Here is a 22,101-nt window from a genome sequence, read left to right on the forward strand (position 1 = left end):
CGAAATCCACGAAATCCAATGATCCGTCGGCTGAATCAGACGGCTACGTGATTCGGCCCGACCGGACCAAACGCAGTGCCACAATAAGAAACCTCTTGAACCGCCAGAGCATCAGGGAACGCTTCCATGCTTTAGCCACCGTTCATCCGTGACGACATTTGCCCATCCGGGGCAAGACCCTGTCCGCGCCTCACGTGGACGCCCAACTTCACCGCCGCATCTACTGATCCGCAGACTCACAACGCGCTGATTGCGAAAAAAAATCTCAACAAGGCGCCTCGCGCCCTGCATGTGTGCGGCACGCCAAACAAGGCGTACTTGGGTACACCTAAACACCCACACAACGTTAGAAGTTAACACCCCCAAAAACGACAAAATGGCGGGTCTCGGTTTCCAGTCCTCCAATCTTGAACCAAATCGAAAAGTTTTCGAAAAAGTGACGCACATAACGAACACTCCTGGCGGTCAGGTCACGTGGTTCAAGATAGATAAACTCGGTATCCGTCTTGAGTCGGGCATGAGGATTTTGGGGATCTAACGAACAATTCCCGATTGTTCGGAAAAACGTCTCAAAATCCTTGCAACCACCAAGCCTACCCTTAAGAATGCCGGGACTCTTAGGGAGAGGGAAATCCCGCTTTTTGCTGCATTTTTGACACGCGCATAATCAGACAGGGCAAGCATTATTTGCCGTAAACCGCTGTGCTGAGGGGACTTGGGCAATTCCTTCTGCGTCGCAAAATTCACCAGCCATCATGCTGAAGCTGGCCACTTCATCCCAATCCGCATTTACCTGCCAGTCGCTGCTACCGCTATAAACGGTGCAATTTGTACTCGCGAACTATCCAGAAAGCACTCATCACATGTCCCGACGAAACTTTTCTGCTGGTCTTAATCGAACGACATCTACGAAATCAGGCATTGGAGAATCGCAGCGACGGGCGGAACGGGCTCGACAGAAATCGGAACGGTTTGAGGCTCGACGCGGCTTCATCCAGCAGAAGCGTCAGGAAGAGAAAAAACGTCATCTGAGTGCCTTCAAGCGAGCCGGACTGGCATTCCGGATGTGGTGGCTGAAGCTGGCGGGCCTACTGGTTTCTGTGGTGCGACCCATTGTGGGTAAGTCCCCCGTTCAGCGAGGCCCTGTGCGTCGCAGTAATCGACCGGAACAGGCATTGGTGGGCACGGCGGCTCGATCGGCGGAGTTGCTGGAGCCGAAGGCGTTGCTGGCGGCGACGATTTCCGGGTCGAATGATTGGGATAACACGACGTTGGCGGGCGACACTGTTGGAGATAAAACTCCGACCTTCAGTTTTGGAACAGGCGCAGGCGACACGCACGTCGACATCGCAATCGTTGATGGTTCCAGCAATGTCGTCCACTACGAATCCGATGTGCACATCGGTAACACTGTGACGCCTCCGGGCTTGGCTGACGGTACTTACACGGCTCACGTGGTGGCAGATAACTCTGCATTAATTTCTGATGCGACGACAGTGATCGGAGCCTCTGACGCTTCCATTAGCTTCACGATCAGCAGTAATTCCCCAACGTACCCGCCTCCAGGTGGCTCCGGCTTCTCAGCCACTGGGGATGGGATCGGGAAGGTCTCAGGTCGGACGTTTCACTATGATTTTTCAGCAAATCCTCACAATGACGACTTGGGCGATTTGACTTGGGGACCCGCAGCAACGTCCAGCTATGCCGACACTAAATTTGGGTTGTCTGGGTTTTCGTCCGCGAAGCTGTTTACTGCAGCAGATTTGAACTCCCTATCCGGTGGCGAGGCCATTTGGCAACGAACTGATATCCCGTTCGACTCCGATGGTAACTTCACGTCGGACAGTGTTCTGTGGGGTCGTCTAAGAGTCTTGTCGTCGACTTCATCTTGGGTCTCGGCTCGCGCAGGGATGGAAAATGGCTTAGGCGCTGAGCTGCCAGTTGTGCTCAACGGTTCAGGTGTATTCCCGGTCACAATCCTGTTTGAGGTCAGTTCCAACTCGGGAAGCAATTGGCATGCCGCCATCGATTATTACGACGCAAACAGCACTGGAGACGGCGGCGTAGTCACGAGCTTCAATTCGGGTTTCTGGACATTTGATCCCACGGCAGACGTTGGCGGCGACCTCGCCGTGACGATTGACGACTCGGACGGCTTCATCGACTTCAGCGAACAGGCTGCGGTAGGCTTTACAGTTGCTGGTTTGGACAGTGACGCAACTGCGACTGTCACGTTTAGCGACGGTACGACGACTCTTCCTGGTATTAGCGTCACCACAAACGGGTCGCAGACCGTTGACCTGAGCGGTCTTACTGACGGCCTGATCACGGCGACGATCGTGGCTGCAGACAACGGAGGCAGCACCGCGACAGCCAGCGACACCAGCACGAAGGATACGGTTGCGCCCATCATTGCGGCGAGTCAGTCCCAGACGATCGCGGAACACTCGGGCAACTTCAATCCGGCCTTCCTCGTCAATGCCACAGAGGCGACTACGTCTCTGGAGAACTGGACGATCACCGGCGGCAACCATGACACAGATGGCGATTTGATCTTGCCTTTCAGCATCGACCCGTTGACTGGAGAAATTACGATCATTGATGCAGATGATCTGAACTTCGAAAGTCGATCGTCATTTCCTCTGACGGTCACCGTTGATGATTCTGCGGGCCAGACAAGTGCGCCTGAAACAGTGACAGTCAGCCTGACCGACATCACCGAGAACGTAGCGATCGACGCAGCGGTGTTCACGGCAGGCGGTGGCCATGTCACAGTCCTGAAGTCGCCAGATGCGCCGACTGGCGATGGCTTGATTCACTTCCAGAACGCAAGTGGCGTCGACATTGCGCCAGCACATGATCCGGACAAAATCACCAGTATCACGATCACGGGCCGTGACGGGATGGACGACTTGTTCGTTCTGGATCTCGACAATCTGGGTTCCTCCGGCTTGGACGGAGTTAGCATTAGCTACGACGGTGGCACTGGCGGAAATGACATTCTGAAGGTGATTGGCAGTGGTGACGATGCTGTTTACACACCTGACGGAACAACGTTCGGCGATGGCGTCGTGGCGATCGCCGGCGGTCCGACAATTACATTCACCGGTCTGGAACCGGTTGACATCACTGGCATGGCCAACGTGACGATTACGTCTCCGGCCAACGCGGCAAATGCAATGGTCCTGAATGCTGGATTTGATGACGCCACCGGTGCCATTCCGGCGATTGTTGTCAGCGGCAACACCGGCCTCGGCGGCACAATGATTGAAGCCGCTCACCTGTGGAACAACACCAACGTTACGATTGACACCAGTGCAACCACGATTTCCGGTGCTGATTCGATTACGGTTGCATCAGCACTCACAAATGCACATGCCAACACTAATCTGACTTTGCAGACCACAGCTGACGGTACGGTCGATATTGATGCAGCAGTGACTGTCACCGGAACACTGGCCGTCAATGCTGCAACGGTCACGCTCAATGATGACCTGACGGCGACCAGCGGCATCTCCGGAACAGCGGACACAGTCAATGTCAACGGAGCTGCGAGCGCAGCCAGCGGCAGCGTCCAGGACGGCTTGGATGTGGCTGCAAATAACGCAGTTGTCAATCTGGACGGCAGCACGTTTGCTGAGGGAATTGTGATTTCTCAAGGCGTGACAATTCTCGGGACATTCTCGATTCCCAACACGTCGATCCTGCAGCCAACCAGTGGTAACGCCATCACGATTTCCGGTACCGTTGCCACAGACGACGTAACGATTCTAGGTGTCGATCTTGACGGAACGGCCGGCGGTGCGATCGGAATCTCTGTGCCCGCCGGTGACGTGCAAAGCGTCGATTTCCAGCTCGGAGATATCTCCGGGTTTAGCGCCTACGGCGTGCGAGTCGATGCCGGGGCAACGATTCCAAGTGGTCTGGTGCTTGACAGTGTTTCTGTGGCGAGCAATGGCCAAAACGGACTTGCTGTGTTCGGTACGTCCGGGACGCCGTCAACTGTTCCCGTTACAATTCAAAATTCGTCAACCTTCACGACAAACGGTGGCTCAGGCGCAACGAATGGTGACGGCGACATTGTGTTCTTCCACCATACAGGCGAGGTGACGCTCACTGACCTGACGGTCACGGGTTACGCATCGGCCGCACCACCGGCACCCGCTGAAAACGGTATTCAGTTTCGAAGCGATACCGGCGCAATCGGTCTCGTTTCGCTCAGCGACGTCACAATTAGTGGCTTCTACGAAAAAGTGCCGCTGGCATTCTACAATTACGACAATGTTGACAACCTGACAGCCACAGGCGTTGCAATCACCGCTGAAAGCACCGGCTTCCAGCTTGCAGTGAACTTCGACGGCATTGGTGGCGATATTGACCTGTCGTCGCTAGGTATCGATACGTCTGGAGCAATGCCTGCCACAGTTGCGCTTCAAGGTGCAGATGGCGACAATGTTCTGACAGGCAACGACGAACCGAACGACTTCTTCGGTGGGACCGGAAACGACACGATCACCGGCAATCTGGAAAAGGACCAGGCGTTCTATGTCGGGCTCCGCTCAGACTTTACGGTTGGCGTCACAACTGATGCCAACGGGCGTGTGACCGGTTTCACGTCTGTGACGGACACCGATGCCGGGGCACCTGTCGGCCCGCTAGCTGACGAAGGAGCCGATACACTGTCAGGTGTTGAGGTCCTTGTCTTCGACGCTGCCGGCACTCCCCTTGTCCTGGACCTGACTCAGGGGGTTCAGCAGTTTAATAGCATGGGCAGTCTGATTGGTACTTTCGACACGATTCAGGACGCGATCGATGCGGCTGCAGATGGTGACACAATCCGTGTCTTTGACGACACGTACACCGAAGATCTGACTGTTCCGTCCGCTGCCAATCCCACGGTGCAGGACCTGACGCTCGAATTGGAAGGCACTGTAGACGGCACAATCGCCGTGACTGACGACGGGACAACAATTCGGGCGATCGGCGACCTGACAATGGGTGATGGCTCAGCCGCCGGATTTGATCATGAAGGGACGCTTGAGACAGGCGCCTTCAAAGTCACGTTGCTCGACAGCAGCCAGGCACTCCTTGGTGAGACCACCATTGTGGGGGCCGGTGGTGAACTGGAAGCGGACAACGGAGTTTCCCTCAGCAGTGGGGAAACCCTGAAGGGCGAAGGCACAGTTGATGCCGACGTAACTCTTAACTCGGGTACGGTCGCCGGTAATCTGACGATTGAAGGCCATCTGGACGGATCGCAGGCCGCAGGTGGCACCATCACGCCGGGGAACAGTCCTGGTATCACCAACACTGCTCAATTGACGTTGAGCGGGGCAGATACACTGACTATCGAAGTTGACGGTACAGCGGGTGCTGGCGTCGCTGGCGGTCACGACCAAACCGTTGTTGATGCCGCGCTCGACGGCCCCGGTGGCGGTGACGGCACGGTGACGCTCGGCGGAGCCACGTTGAGTCTGTCTTCTACGGGTGGCCTGCCTGCCAATGGTGTCTACACCATTATCGACAATGACGGTGGCGATGCCGTATCAGGTACATTTGCGGGGCTTGCCGAAGGTGCCACCGTGACTGTCGGTGGCCAGGATTTGGTAATCACCTACGTCGGGGGCGACGGTAACGACGTGCTGTTGTTCACGAAGAATATGGCGAAGATTGAGTTCGGGGATGGCGGCGGGATCGGCGGTGCAAGCACTCAAAGTGAAAGTGGCACTGGTGGAACGGCACCGACAATTTTAGTCGAAGGAGGGGATCTAACCGGTATTCCCGCCCAATATCGCACGGTATCCTTCTCGGTACCATCAGGATCGGCGCAGTCCGGTGCAAGCGATGATTATACCCTCAACGCGACGTTCGAGATTCCCGAAGGCAACTACACGTCATTGACACCATTCGACTTGACACTCGTTGACCCGGCAGGCTTGACAAGCGGCGATCCAGGATTCACGGCACCTTTGCTGGTCATCAATCAAGACACGTTGATTGAAGGCACAGAAGATTTGAGCTTTGACCTCGACTCGATCGGCGTTGCACTGGAAAACGAGGACACCTCGGACCCAGGTGGGGCGAAGGGCGAAGGGACCACGCACAACATCACTGATGATGATTTCCTGCGAATCACAATTGACTCGGGACAGTCGCAAAGCGAAGCGACAACTCCATTCGATGTCGGTCTAACAATTGAAACGAGTGCCAATGGCGGGCCATTCGGCATGGGCAACGCCACGATTGTTTTCGGTGGCGAGATCGAATTTGATGTGGTCGACGCGACCACTGTCGCAACCGGTAACGCGGTTGATCCTGATGACTACGCCTATCCATCGCCAGATCCAACCTTCACGCTACCTGCGGGCTACAGCGGTGGCACGGTTCAGGTGTCGATCCCTCTGGTCAACGATTCCGTTGTCGAAGGCGACGAATTGGTCGCCTTGGAAATCGACAACATTAGCAGCAGCATTACGCCCGGAAGCAGCAGCGATCCGCTGAACAGCCAGGTCTCGGTTGTTAACGACAGCGTGACGATTGAAGATGACGATGTGGCTGTCTGGAATCTGACTCAGACGCTGAACTCAGTGGATGAATCGGCCGGTACGCAAACGCATGTGATTTCACTTAACAACGGTAACGGTTCGACGACTGCCGCCGTGCTGCAAGCGGGTGAGACTGCGGTGGTTGACTTTATCGTCACCAGTATTGATACAGAGAGAGGGGCAACGAAGGATTACGCCGCAGTGTTAGCAGCTAACATTGCGAACTGGAACACAACAGAAAGTCCTGCAGGAATCAATGGAACGCTGTCGGTGAACTTAAGCGGTACGGACCCGCGTACTGCAACGATCACTTACCTGGCCGGATCTGACGGATTGGGCGGTGGCGCGAACACCTCCATGCCTGATCTCAACATGATCTTCAATATCAATGACGATTCGCTCGTCGAAGGTGACGAAGACTACACCGTTGAACTCGCCGCACCTATGGCCGGTTTTTCAACCACCGGTGCTGATGTTTCGATCGATACCGGTCTGACAGCGCCACTGACGACGACGATCAATGACAATGAAACGGCAACCTGGTCGATTGAGCAATCAGCTGCCCAGCTGGCCAACGGTGTCAACGAAGGTGACAACGCAACTTACACGATCAAGCTGACGGCAACTGGCACCAGCACATCGAGTCCGTTTGCAATTCAAGCGAACGAGAAGGTCTCCGTCGAAATCGATGGTAGCGACTTGGGGACAGACTCCAATGACTATGCCGACACCGTGGCGGCGTTGAACACAGCGATCGGCAATTACAACGGCACGGGGCCAGGAACCTACGCTCTGAGTCCCTCCACGACTCCAAACAATATCATCCTGACTTACACGGCTGGTCCAACGGACAGCGTTCCCGCCGACCTGACGGTTGTGATTGGTGCAACCGACGACGCCTTGGTTGAAGGCAGTGAGTCGGTCAAGATTGAGCTGCTTGTCCCTGGTGACCCAGACAACAGCACGGTCACGAATGTCGCTGGAAATGGCTCATCAGTCACGACGGCGATCAATGACAATGAAACGGCAACCTGGTCGATTGAGCAATCAGCTGCCCAGCTGGCCAACGGTGTCAACGAAGGTGACAACGCAACTTACACGATCAAGCTGACGGCAACTGGCACCAGCACATCGAGTCCGTTTGCAATTCAAGCGAACGAGAAGGTCTCCGTCGAAATCGATGGTAGCGACTTGGGGACAGACTCCAACGACTATGCCGACACCGTGGCGGCGTTGAACACAGCGATCGGCAATTACAACGGCACGGGGCCAGGAACCTACGCTCTGAGTCCCTCCACGACTCCAAACAATATCATCCTGACTTACACGGCTGGTCCAACGGACAGCGTTCCCGCCGACCTGACGGTTGTGATTGGTGCAACCGACGACGCCTTGGTTGAAGGCAGTGAGTCGGTCAAGATTGAGCTGCTTGTCCCTGGTGACCCAGACAACAGCACGGTCACGAATGTCGCTGGAAATGGCTCATCAGTCACGACGGCGATCAATGACAATGAAACGGCAACCTGGTCGATTGAGCAATCAGCTGCCCAGCTGGCCAACGGTGTCAACGAAGGTGACAACGCAACTTACACGATCAAGCTGACGGCAACTGGCACCAGCACATCGAGTCCGTTTGCAATTCAAGCGAACGAGAAGGTCTCCGTCGAAATCGATGGTAGCGACTTGGGGACAGACTCCAACGACTATGCCGACACCGTGGCGGCGTTGAACACAGCGATCGGCAATTACAACGGCACGGGGCCAGGAACCTACGCTCTGAGTCCCTCCACGACTCCAAACAATATCATCCTGACTTACACGGCTGGTCCAACGGACAGCGTTCCCGCCGACCTGACGGTTGTGATTGGTGCAACCGACGACGCCTTGGTTGAAGGCAGTGAGTCGGTCAAGATTGAGCTGCTTGTCCCTGGTGATCCAGACAACAGCACGGTCACGAATGTCGCTGGAAATGGCTCATCAGTCACGACGGCGATCAATGACAATGAAACGGCAACCTGGTCGATTGAGCAATCAGCTGCCCAGCTGGCCAACGGTGTCAACGAAGGTGACAACGCAACTTACACGATCAAGCTGACGGCAACTGGCACCAGCACATCGAGTCCGTTTGCAATTCAAGCGAACGAGAAGGTCTCCGTCGAAATCGATGGTAGCGACTTGGGGACAGACTCCAACGACTATGCCGACACCGTGGCGGCGTTGAACACAGCGATCGGCAATTACAACGGCACGGGGCCAGGAACCTACGCTCTGAGTCCCTCCACGACTCCAAACAATATCATCCTGACTTACACGGCTGGTCCAACGGACAGCGTTCCCGCCGACCTGACGGTTGTGATTGGTGCAACCGACGACGCCTTGGTTGAAGGCAGTGAGTCGGTCAAGATTGAGCTGCTTGTCCCTGGTGACCCAGACAACAGCACGGTCACGAATGTCGCTGGAAATGGCTCATCAGTCACGACGGCGATCAATGACAATGAAACGGCAACCTGGTCGATTGAGCAATCAGCTGCCCAGCTGGCCAACGGTGTCAACGAAGGTGACAACGCAACTTACACGATCAAGCTGACGGCAACTGGCACCAGCACATCGAGTCCGTTTGCAATTCAAGCGAACGAGAAGGTCTCCGTCGAAATCGATGGTAGCGACTTGGGGACAGACTCCAATGACTATGCCGACACCGTGGCGGCGTTGAACACAGCGATCGGCAATTACAACGGCACGGGGCCAGGAACCTACGCTCTGAGTCCCTCCACGACTCCAAACAATATCATCCTGACTTACACGGCTGGTCCAACGGACAGCGTTCCCGCCGACCTGACGGTTGTGATTGGTGCAACCGACGACGCCTTGGTTGAAGGCAGTGAGTCGGTCAAGATTGAGCTGCTTGTCCCTGGTGACCCAGACAACAGCACGGTCACGAATGTCGCTGGAAATGGCTCATCAGTCACGACGGCGATCAATGACAATGAAACGGCAACCTGGTCGATTGAGCAATCAGCTGCCCAGCTGGCCAACGGTGTCAACGAAGGTGACAACGCAACTTACACGATCAAGCTGACGGCAACTGGCACCAGCACATCGAGTCCGTTTGCAATTCAAGCGAACGAGAAGGTCTCCGTCGAAATCGATGGTAGCGACTTGGGGACAGACTCCAACGACTATGCCGACACCGTGGCGGCGTTGAACACAGCGATCGGCAATTACAACGGCACGGGGCCAGGAACCTACGCTCTGAGTCCCTCCACGACTCCAAACAATATCATCCTGACTTACACGGCTGGTCCAACGGACAGCGTTCCCGCCGACCTGACGGTTGTGATTGGTGCAACCGACGACGCCTTGGTTGAAGGCAGTGAGTCGGTCAAGATTGAGCTGCTTGTCCCTGGTGACCCAGACAACAGCACGGTCACGAATGTCGCTGGAAATGGCTCATCAGTCACGACGGCGATCAATGACAATGAAACGGCAACCTGGTCGATTGAGCAATCAGCTGCCCAGCTGGCCAACGGTGTCAACGAAGGTGACAACGCAACTTACACGATCAAGCTGACGGCAACTGGCACCAGCACATCGAGTCCGTTTGCAATTCAAGCGAACGAGAAGGTCTCCGTCGAAATCGATGGTAGCGACTTGGGGACAGACTCCAACGACTATGCCGACACCGTGGCGGCGTTGAACACAGCGATCGGCAATTACAACGGCACGGGGCCAGGAACCTACGCTCTGAGTCCCTCCACGACTCCAAACAATATCATCCTGACTTACACGGCTGGTCCAACGGACAGCGTTCCCGCCGACCTGACGGTTGTGATTGGTGCAACCGACGACGCCTTGGTTGAAGGCAGTGAGTCGGTCAAGATTGAGCTGCTTGTCCCTGGTGACCCAGACAACAGCACGGTCACGAATGTCGCTGGAAATGGCTCATCAGTCACGACGGCGATCAATGACAATGAAACGGCAACCTGGTCGATTGAGCAATCAGCTGCCCAGCTGGCCAACGGTGTCAACGAAGGTGACAACGCAACTTACACGATCAAGCTGACGGCAACTGGCACCAGCACATCGAGTCCGTTTGCAATTCAAGCGAACGAGAAGGTCTCCGTCGAAATCGATGGTAGCGACTTGGGGACAGACTCCAACGACTATGCCGACACCGTGGCGGCGTTGAACACAGCGATCGGCAATTACAACGGCACGGGGCCAGGAACCTACGCTCTGAGTCCCTCCACGACTCCAAACAATATCATCCTGACTTACACGGCTGGTCCAACGGACAGCGTTCCCGCCGACCTGACGGTTGTGATTGGTGCGATACACGACACGTTGGTTGAAAGCAGTGAGTCGGTCAAGATTGAGCTGCTTGTCCCTGGTGATCCAGACAACAGCACGGTCACGAACGTCGCTGGAAATGGCTCATCAGTCACGACGGCGATTAATGATATTGACGAAGTTGAATGGTCGATTACCCAGACCAGCACCAACCCGCTTGCAGAGGATACGGACGACGCGACGTTTGATATCGAGCTGACCGGGGTTGCTCCGTCAACAGTTCTGGCCAGCGGCATTACAGCTCAGATCACGGCTATCCTGACTGATATTGATACCACGGCGTCGGATCGACAGGATCTTGACGCTGCCCTTCAGGCAGCAGTCGACACTTATAACGGTATGAATACTCCTGGAACGCCAAACACGTTCATGCTGTCGGGCACGACGCTGACATACACGGGTGATGGGCTCACGGCCCCGACCTTGTCGGTGACGATTGATGTCGTCGATGATTCGATCATCGAACTGGACGAGGACTTCGCCATCAACTTGACGGGGCCTGGAACCACATCGCCTCCTAGCCCGAATATCTCCCTGGCTTCCGGTGCGCCTGTTCTGTTCACTATCGACAGCGAAGATCAAGGTGTTCTTGTCATTCGTCCTGTGGAGAATGGCGATGAAGAACCATCTGCGCTGACAACGCCAAATTCTGTCTTCGGTGAGTTTGAAGTTCGTCTGGAAGACGGTGCTGGCAACCTGATCACGTCCAGCACGGACACAATCGTAAACTACAGCACGGCCGGAACGGCCACTCCAACGCTGGATTATTCGGCCCTGACCGGTACGGTTAACATCACGGCTGGCAGCAGCATCGGAACCATCACCGTCGCGGTCAACGACGACAATGTGGTTGAAGCCACGGAAACCGTTGTTGTGACGCTCAGCAGTCTCGGCAGCGATCCTCCGACCCAAACGGCTGATATTTCGATTGCCGCTTTGCCTGACAGGAAAGCCGAAATATCTATCCTGGACAATGATCATGCCACATTGACGGTCAATAACGTGACGGTCAATGAAGCGGACGGGACGGCGACCGTTAGTGTTTCCGTTGACAAATCTGTTCAAGGCGGTTTTGCCGTTGACGTCGTGACATCGGACGGCACAGCCACGGATACGTCCGACTACACCGGCGGCACGACCACACTGAACTTCTCCGGCGGTGTCGGCGAAGTGGAAACCTTCACGATCCCGATCATCAACGACAGTGACGTTGAGCCGGATGAATTGTTCAACCTGACGTTGTCCAACGTTGTTCCTGTCAATCCACTGCTCACACCGAACAACGGTGCTGGCCCCGGTGCTGACAAGATCGACAGTTCCGATACGGCCACCGTCACGATTGCGAACGACGACATCGATCTGACGCTGAGTGCAATCGCTCCAGCGACTCAGGCCGAAGGTGACACAGGCGATACGACTCAGTATACCTTCACCGTCACACGAACCGGTCTGCTGACCGGCACCACAACGGTTGACTACGCCGTCACCGGCTCGGGAGCCACTGCGGCTGACGGCACCGACTTCGACGGCGGTTTGCCCGCTGGCACGATCACCTTTGCTCCGACGGAGACCAGCAAGACGATCACAATCGACCTTGCTGAAGACGAGATTGTTGAAGCCGATGAAGGATTCACAGTCACGCTCAGCAATCAGGCGGATGCTCCTGCGGACAGCGTTGATCTGGTTGACAGCCCGCAAACGGCAACGATCGAAAACGATGACACGGCGAACTTCACTGTGGACAATGTGACGGTCAACGAAGCCGACGGTACCGCAACCGTGACCGTGACGCTCAACGGAGCCGTCCAGGGCGGTGTCAGTGTTGACTACGCCACCAGCGACGGTTCGGCCACCGACCCGGGCGACTACGGGGCGACCAGCGGAACGCTCACGTTCCTCGGCAACGATGGTGAAACCATGACGTTCTCAGTCGGCATCGTGAATGACAGCGTTGTCGAAGCCGACGAAGCCTTCACCGTGACACTGTCGAACGGCGACGCCACCGATCCGAACATTGATGACAACGACATCACCGCAACGGATACGGCCACAGTCACGATTGCAAACGACGACATCGATCTGACGCTGAGTGCAATCGCTCCAGCGACTCAGGCCGAAGGTGACACAGGCGATACGACTCAGTATACCTTCACCGTCACACGAACCGGTCTGCTGACCGGCACCACAACGGTTGACTACGCCGTCACCGGCTCAGGAGCCACTGCGGCTGACGGCACCGACTTCGACGGCGGTTTGCCCGCTGGCACGATCACCTTTGCTCCGACGGAGACCAGCAAGACGATCACAATCGACCTTGCTGAAGACGAGATTGTTGAAGCCGATGAAGGATTCACAGTCACGCTCAGCAACCAGGCGGATGCTCCTGCGGACAGCGTTGATCTGGTTGACAGCCCGCAAACGGCAACGATCGAAAACGATGACACGGCGAACTTCACTGTGGACAATGTGACGGTCAACGAAGCCGACGGTACCGCAACCGTGACCGTGACGCTCAACGGAGCCGTCCAGGGCGGTGTCAGTGTTGACTACGCCACCAGCGACGGTTCGGCCACCGACCCGGGCGACTACGGGGCGACCAGCGGAACGCTCACGTTCCTCGGCAACGATGGTGAAACCATGACGTTCTCAGTCGGCATCGTGAATGACAGCGTTGTCGAAGCCGACGAAGCCTTCACCGTGACACTGTCGAACGGCGACGCCACCGATCCGAACATTGATGACAACGACATCACCGCAACGGATACGGCCACAGTCACGATTGCAAACGACGACATCGATCTGACGCTGAGTGCAATCGCTCCAGCGACTCAGGCCGAAGGTGACACAGGCGATACGACTCAGTATACCTTCACCGTCACACGAACCGGTCTGCTGACCGGCACCACAACGGTTGACTACGCCGTCACCGGCTCAGGAGCCACTGCGGCTGACGGCACCGACTTCGACGGCGGTTTGCCCGCTGGCACGATCACCTTTGCTCCGACGGAGACCAGCAAGACGATCACAATCGACCTTGCTGAAGACGAGATTGTTGAAGCCGATGAAGGATTCACAGTCACGCTCAGCAATCAGGCGGATGCTCCTGCGGACAGCGTTGATCTGGTTGACAGCCCGCAAACGGCAACGATCGAAAACGATGACACGGCGAACTTCACTGTGGACAATGTGACGGTCAACGAAGCCGACGGTACCGCAACCGTGACCGTGACGCTCAACGGAGCCGTCCAGGGCGGTGTCAGTGTTGACTACGCCACCAGCGACGGTTCGGCCACCGACCCGGGCGACTACGGGGCGACCAGCGGAACGCTCACGTTCCTCGGCAACGATGGTGAAACCATGACGTTCTCAGTCGGCATCGTGAATGACAGCGTTGTCGAAGCCGACGAAGCCTTCACCGTGACACTGTCGAACGGCGACGCCACCGATCCGAACATTGATGACAACGACATCACCGCAACGGATACGGCCACAGTCACGATTGCAAACGACGACATCGATCTGACGCTGAGTGCAATCGCTCCAGCGACTCAGGCCGAAGGTGACACAGGCGATACGACTCAGTATACCTTCACCGTCACACGAACCGGTCTGCTGACCGGCACCACAACGGTTGACTACGCCGTCACCGGCTCAGGAGCCACTGCGGCTGACGGCACCGACTTCGACGGCGGTTTGCCCGCTGGCACGATCACCTTTGCTCCGACGGAGACCAGCAAGACGATCACAATCGACCTTGCTGAAGACGAGATTGTTGAAGCCGATGAAGGATTCACAGTCACGCTCAGCAACCAGGCGGATGCTCCTGCGGACAGCGTTGATCTGGTTGACAGCCCGCAAACGGCAACGATCGAAAACGATGACACGGCGAACTTCACTGTGGACAATGTGACGGTCAACGAAGCCGACGGTACCGCAACCGTGACCGTGACGCTCAACGGAGCCGTCCAGGGCGGTGTCAGTGTTGACTACGCCACCAGCGACGGTTCGGCCACCGACCCGGGCGACTACGGGGCGACCAGCGGAACGCTCACGTTCCTCGGCAACGATGGTGAAACCATGACGTTCTCAGTCGGCATCGTGAATGACAGCGTTGTCGAAGCCGACGAAGCCTTCACCGTGACACTGTCGAACGGCGACGCCACCGATCCGAACATTGATGACAACGACATCACCGCAACGGATACGGCCACAGTCACGATTGCAAACGACGACATCGATCTGACGCTGAGTGCAATCGCTCCAGCGACTCAGGCCGAAGGTGACACAGGCGATACGACTCAGTATACCTTCACCGTCACACGAACCGGTCTGCTGACCGGCACCACAACGGTTGACTACGCCGTCACCGGCTCAGGAGCCACTGCGGCTGACGGCACCGACTTCGACGGCGGTTTGCCCGCTGGCACGATCACCTTTGCTCCGACGGAGACCAGCAAGACGATCACAATCGACCTTGCTGAAGACGAGATTGTTGAAGCCGATGAAGGATTCACAGTCACGCTCAGCAATCAGGCGGATGCTCCTGCGGACAGCGTTGATCTGGTTGACAGCCCGCAAACGGCAACGATCGAAAACGATGACACGGCGAACTTCACTGTGGACAATGTGACGGTCAACGAAGCCGACGGTACCGCAACCGTGACCGTGACGCTCAACGGAGCCGTCCAGGGCGGTGTCAGTGTTGACTACGCCACCAGCGACGGTTCGGCCACCGACCCGGGCGACTACGGGGCGACCAGCGGAATGCTCACGTTCCTCGGCAACGATGGTGAAACCATGACGTTCTCAGTCGGCATCGTGAATGACAGCGTTGTCGAAGCCGACGAAGCCTTCACCGTGACACTGTCGAACGGCGATGCCACCGATCCGAACATTGATGACAACGACATCACCGCAACGGACACGGCCACAGTCACGATTGCGAACGACGACATCGATCTGACGCTGGCAATGGCAACCCCTGCAAGCCAGGCGGAAGGGGATTCGGGCACGACAGACTACACGTTCGAAGTGACACGTGATGGTCTGACAAACGGTACCACAACCGTGGACTACGCCGTGACCGGCAGTGGAGCGAATCCAGCGGATGCCGCCGACTTTGGCGGCACGTTCCCAAGCGGCACTGTGTCGTTTGGTGTGGGTGAGACGAGCAAGACAATCACCATCAGCGTGACCGGCGATGCAACTGTTGAAGCCAATGAGGACTTCACCGTCACTCTCAGCAATCAGGCAGACGCTGGTGCCGACACTGTCGACATCAACAATGCAGCGGAAAGTGCCACGATTGAAAACGATGATGTCGTCAACTTCTCGATCAACGATGTAACGGTTGATGAAGGCGATCCGGGTATTCCGCCGCCGACGGTTGCAACGTTCACCGTAACTTTGGACAAACCTGCCGACAAGCCCATCACAGTTGTGGTGAATACAGCCGATGGCACCGCCACCGTTGCTGATTCGGACTACACACCACGCACTGGTGCGGCATTCAATACATTGACATTCCTGCCGGGACAGCCACTGACGCAGAACTTCAGCGTGAGTGTCACCCGTGACCTGAATGTTGAACTTGATGAGACGTTTGAAGTCAACCTGACCGATGCCGCCTACGACGGCGTCGTCGGTGCTCCGCAGGTGAATCTGACAACGCCGAACTCTGATCCTCAGGGAATTGGCACAATCAACAACGATGACGCGTTGATCGAATTTGATCAGCCAGGAATCACGCTGCCTTCTTCCAGCAGCGAGGACGGAACCGGTTCCGGCCCCGTGCTGATTGTTCATGGGGACTTGACGGGTACGTCGGACGCATCTCGAACCGTGACGATGAGCATCACCAGTGGTGCCTCCCCGGGGTTCGCTCTGGAAGGTTTCGACTTCAACTTCACAGGTAGCATCGTTATTCCTGCGGGCAACTACGCCAGCGTGCTTGATGGCGGCACCGGAAACGGCGTCTTTGACTTGACAATGTTCGGAGCAAATGGACTGCCTGCATCGGGATCGAATCCGGCCGTTTTAGATATTATCAACGACAACTTCATCGAAGGCCCTGAGAAATTCACGATCGGTGGTCTCGGACTGGGAACGGCGTTCGAGGGCGGTGACGTCAACATGAACGCCTTCCTGCAGTTCAATGCGAATCACGTGATCGATGACAATGACACGGCCACAATCTCTGTCGTTCCTGGGCAGACGGTCACAGAGGAAGGCGGTTCGCAAACCGTCGACATTATCCTGAACACGGACGACGGTGCTGGCGGCTCTGCGATTCTTGGGCCTAACGTATACTTTAATGTCACAGTTTCAGACGCGACAACCGGAACAGCAACTGTGACGACGGACTACTCATTCGCCAGCCAGTCTGTAACGTTTATGCCACTGGACGGCGATGGAAAGACGCTGACTGTTGACCTTGTTCCCGTTAGCGACACTGTCGTAGAAGCCGGGGAAACAGTTGGCCTCGATGTCGACAACCTGGTTAACCCATTCTTCTCGGGGCTTGGCACGTCTCAGGTGACTGCTCTCAATGATGATGCTGTTACGATTCTGGATAACGACACGGCGGCTGTTTCACTGAATGTCGCCTCTGTGTCAGTGAATGAAGACCTTGGCAGCATTGATGTCATCGTCACGCTCAGTGGTGATGTTCAGGACGGCTTCGATGTGGCCTACAGCTTTACGGACGGCACCGCAACAGGTGGCATTGACTATGACAACACCGCCGGAAGCGTGACTTTCGGCGGTACAAATGGTGAGTCTCAGACGATCACGATTCCGATCACTGTCGACTCAATTGTCGAATCTGACGAGACGTTTACGGTCAATCTTGGCACTGTCACTCCGGCAGTCACTCTGACACCGCCATCGGCAATCACCGCCAGTGGTTCAACAGAAGTGACCATTACCAACGATGACACAACGGCCCTAACGGTTGACAGTGTCACGGTGAACGAAGATCTCGGGACCGTCGATGTTGTCGTGATCCTGACCAACGCTGTTCAGGGTGGATTTGATGTTCCTTACAGCTTCGCCGATGTAGACACGGACGGAGCTGACTTCGATCACACGACTGGAACACTCTCATTCGCTGGAACGTCCGGCGAACCTCAGACCATCACGATTCCAATCACGGTCGACGCCATTGTCGAAGGTGACGAGGACTTCACGGTTAGCCTCGGAACCGCTGTTCCTGGTAACGCCCTCGTCGATGCGGCTGACATTGATACCAGCGATACCGGAACTGTCACCATCGCCAATGATGATACGACTATCCTGACGGTCGGTAGTGTTACTGTGAATGAAGACGCGGGAACAGTGGACGTTGTCGTCATATCAAGTAACGACGTTCAGGACGGGTTCGCCGTCCCTTACAGCTTTGGTGATGTGGACACCGACGGAAGTGACTTTGACCATACGGGTGGAACCCTGACATTTGCAGGCACCGCAGGTGAGTCTCAGACCATCACGATTCCAATCACAGCCGATACGATTGTTGAAGGTGACGAAGACTTCACGGTCAACCTCGGCACTGCTGCACCAGTGAACGCTCTGGTTGATCCGAGTGACATTGACACCAGCGACACTGGAACTGTCACGATCACAAACGATGATGCGGCGGCTCTGACGATCGGCACATTTGCCGTGAACGAAGACTCCGGACTTGTGACGGTAAGCGTGGTTCTAAACAACGCCGTTCAGGATGGCTTCACCGTCCCTTACACGCTGGCAGACGTGGACACCGACGGAAGTGACTTCGACCACACGTCTGGCACGCTGACTTTTGCCGGCACCGTGGGTGAAACGGTCACATTCAGCGTCCCGATTACAATTGATGCGATTGTTGAAGGTGACGAAGACTTCACGGTCAACCTCGGCACTGCTGCACCAGTGAACGCTCTGGTTGATCCGAGTGACATTGACACCAGCGACACTGGAACTGTCACGATCACAAACGATGATGCGGCGGCTCTGACGATCGGCACATTTGCCGTGAACGAAGACTCCGGACTTGTGACGGTAAGCGTGGTTCTAAACAACGCCGTTCAGGATGGCTTCACCGTCCCTTACACGCTGGCAGACGTGGACACCGACGGAAGTGACTTCGACCACACGTCTGGCACGCTGACTTTTGCCGGCACCGTGGGTGAAACGGTCACATTCAGCGTCCCGATTACAATTGATGCGATTGTTGAAGGTGACGAAGACTTCACGGTCAACCTCGGCACTGCAGCACCAGTGAACGCTCTGGTTGATCCGAGTGACATTGACACCAGCGATACCGGTACCGTTACCATCACCAATGATGACTCTACGGCTTTGACGGTTGACAGTGTCACGGTGAACGAAGATCTCGGCACAGTTGATGTTGTTGTAACGTTGGGCAACGCTGTTCAGGATGGCTTCACCGTTCCTTACAGCTTGGCAGACGTGGACACCGACGGCAGTGACTTTGATCACACAAGCGGCACGCTGACCTTTGCAGGTAATGCGGGTGAAACTCAGGCAATCACGGTTCCGATCACTGTTGACACCATTGTTGAAGGTGACGAAGACTTCACGGTCAACCTCGGCACTGCAGCACCAGTGAACGCTCTGGTTGATCCGAGTGACATTGACACCAGCGATACCGGTACCGTTACCATCACCAATGATGACTCTACGGCATTGACGGTTGACAGTGTCACGGTGAACGAAGATCTCGGCACAGTTGATGTTGTCGTGACCCTGACCAACGCTGTTCAGGGTGGATTTGATGTTCCTTACAGCTTCGCCGATGTAGACACCGACGGAGCGGACTTCGATCACACGTCTGGAACACTCTCATTCGCTGGAACGGCCGGCGAGCCTCAGACCATCACGATTCCAATCACCGTCGACGCGATTGTCGAAGGCGACGAAGACTTCACGGTTAGCCTCGGAACCGCTGTTCCTGGTAACGCCCTCGTCGATGCGGCTGACATTGATACCAGCGATACCGGAACTGTCACCATCACCAACGATGACACAACTGGCCTGACGGTTGACAGTGTCACGGTGAACGAAGATCTCGGCACGGTCGATGTTGTTGTCACGTTAAGCAACGCCGTTCAGGACGGCTTCACCGTTCCTTACAACTTCGCCGATGTGGACACCGACGGTCTGGACTTCGATCACACCAGCGGCACCCGCACCTTTGCAGGTAATGCGGGTGAAACTCAGGCAATCACGGTTCCAATCACGGTCGACGCCATTGTCGAAGGTGACGAAGACTTCACGGTCAGCCTCGGAACCGCTGTTCCTGACAACGCTCTGGTTGACCCGAGTGACATTGACACCAGTGACACTGGTACCGTCACGATCACCAACGATGATGCAGCGACAATTACCATTGGTGACGTCACCGTGAATGAGCAATTGGGAACCGTCACCCTGACGGCGACAATTGACGCTCAGGTTGCTGGCGGAGTCACTGCTAACGTGGTATTGACGCCAGGCACGGCCAATGCCGTGGACTTCTCTATCAACACGGTGTCCATCTGGTTCCCGGGATCGGCTGCCAACGAAACGGCCTCGATCACGGTCAATATTACCGATGACACGATCGTGGAAGTCGATGAGCAATTTACAGTCGGCTTAGACGGAGTAGTCGGTTTCGGACCGATCACGGCAACAGACACAGCCACAGTTACGATCACTGATACTGATGAGGCTCAGGTGATCATTACGGCTGTGGATGCCGATGCGACGGAGTACAACAACACAACCGGTTTGTTCATCATTAGTCTGGTGGACCCAACGGACGGAGTGACACCGGCTTCGTTCTCCGGCAATCTGACAGTTGGGTATTCAATCTCAACAACGTCTGCCCTGAACGCAGTCGACTACAGCTCAATCGACGGAGACGTCTTCTTCGCAGGCGGAGCAACGTCAATTCCAGTTACGATTACACCGCTCGTTGACGCTCTTGTCGAAGGGGATGAAACGGTCACTTTGGGACTCGTTTCCAAGTCAACAACTACGCCAGGGGCACCGCTGTCGCGAGTCAACATCGTGCCAGCCGATCAGGACGTCGCAACGGTCACTATCCATGATAATGATGGAGCGGTCACGGCCAATGATGATGGTTCATTCAACGTGGCCAACGGTGGTACGGTCACCGGATCTGTGTTGGGCAATGATACCGATGTCGACTTGGCAAATGCTTTGGACCTCTCGCTGCCAGCCGATCTGCTGACGGCGTCAGTGCTGACCGGACCAGCCAACGGTTCGGTCACGTTGAACCCGGACGGTACGTTTAGCTACACGCACAATGGCTCAGCCACGCTGACCGACAGCTTCGTGTACACGGCAACGGATTCAGCGGGCAATACTGACACGGCAACCGTAACGTTTGATATCGACGTCGGTGTGGTACCAGCCACTGTGGCTGGCCGTTCGATCTTCTACAACAAGTCAAAATTTGATGGGACACCAGGCGGAAATGACGGGCCGGATGATTCGTCCGCTATCGCCATCGACAAGACGGCATTGCTGCCTGGTCAGACTGCGAACTTCGTTAACTACACGAGCTATACTCGTGGAATCAACGGGATCATGGTGGATCTTGCAAACCTTGCAGCACCTGGGGCAATTACCGCTGCGGACTTCGAGTTCCGGGTCGGAAACGACAATACCTTTGCTTCGCCCACGTGGACATCGGCTCCGGCACCAACGTCTGTCAATGTCTTGACGGGAGCTGGCGCGGGTGGATCAGATCGAATCGTAATTGTCTTTGCAGACAACGCGATTGAGAAGCAATGGCTGGAAGTCAAGGTGTTGGCGAACGTCAATACTGGGCTAGCAACGCCAGACGTTCACTACTGGGGCAACTGGGCGGGTGAATCAGGCAACGGCAGTGGCCTCAACACCGTCGTAAATACAACCGACGCGCTCAATGCATTGAATAACCCAACTACGTCAACAATTTCTGCGGACGTTGACAATAACTTCGACTTCAACCGTGACGGAGTTGTGAATACCACGGATGCATTCACCTCGATCTTGAATTCTACCACGTCAACCGATTTCCTTCGCCTGATATCTCCGCCGTCATCTTCCGTTGGCCTCGGCGGTGGGTTTGGCGGGTTTAGCAGTCTGAGTTCGTTTGGAGACGACTTGTTCGGAGACGACGATGACGACTTGTTCGGCTCGTTGTACGGAGTTTGAT

General features: G+C 55.9%; 1 protein-coding gene. It reads left to right on the forward strand.

Going from position 1 to position 22,101, the window contains the following annotated elements; genetic code table 11:
* Positions 1-863 precede the first annotated feature (863 nt).
* Entirely contained in the window at positions 864-22,100 is a 21,237-nt protein-coding gene (locus Fuma_RS34535; protein WP_077022339.1) for a Calx-beta domain-containing protein, read from the forward strand.
* Position 22,101: the final 1 nt, after the last annotated feature.

Origin of the sequence: Fuerstiella marisgermanici, from assembly GCF_001983935.1 — a bacterium.
GTDB classification, from domain to species: Bacteria; Planctomycetota; Planctomycetia; order Planctomycetales; family Planctomycetaceae; genus Fuerstiella; species Fuerstiella marisgermanici.

Excerpts from the sequence above, each read along its gene's own strand:
- Fuma_RS34535 (WP_077022339.1), top strand. The coding sequence starts at position 864 with ATGTCCCGACGAAACTTTTCTGCTGGTCTTAATCGAACGACATCTACG.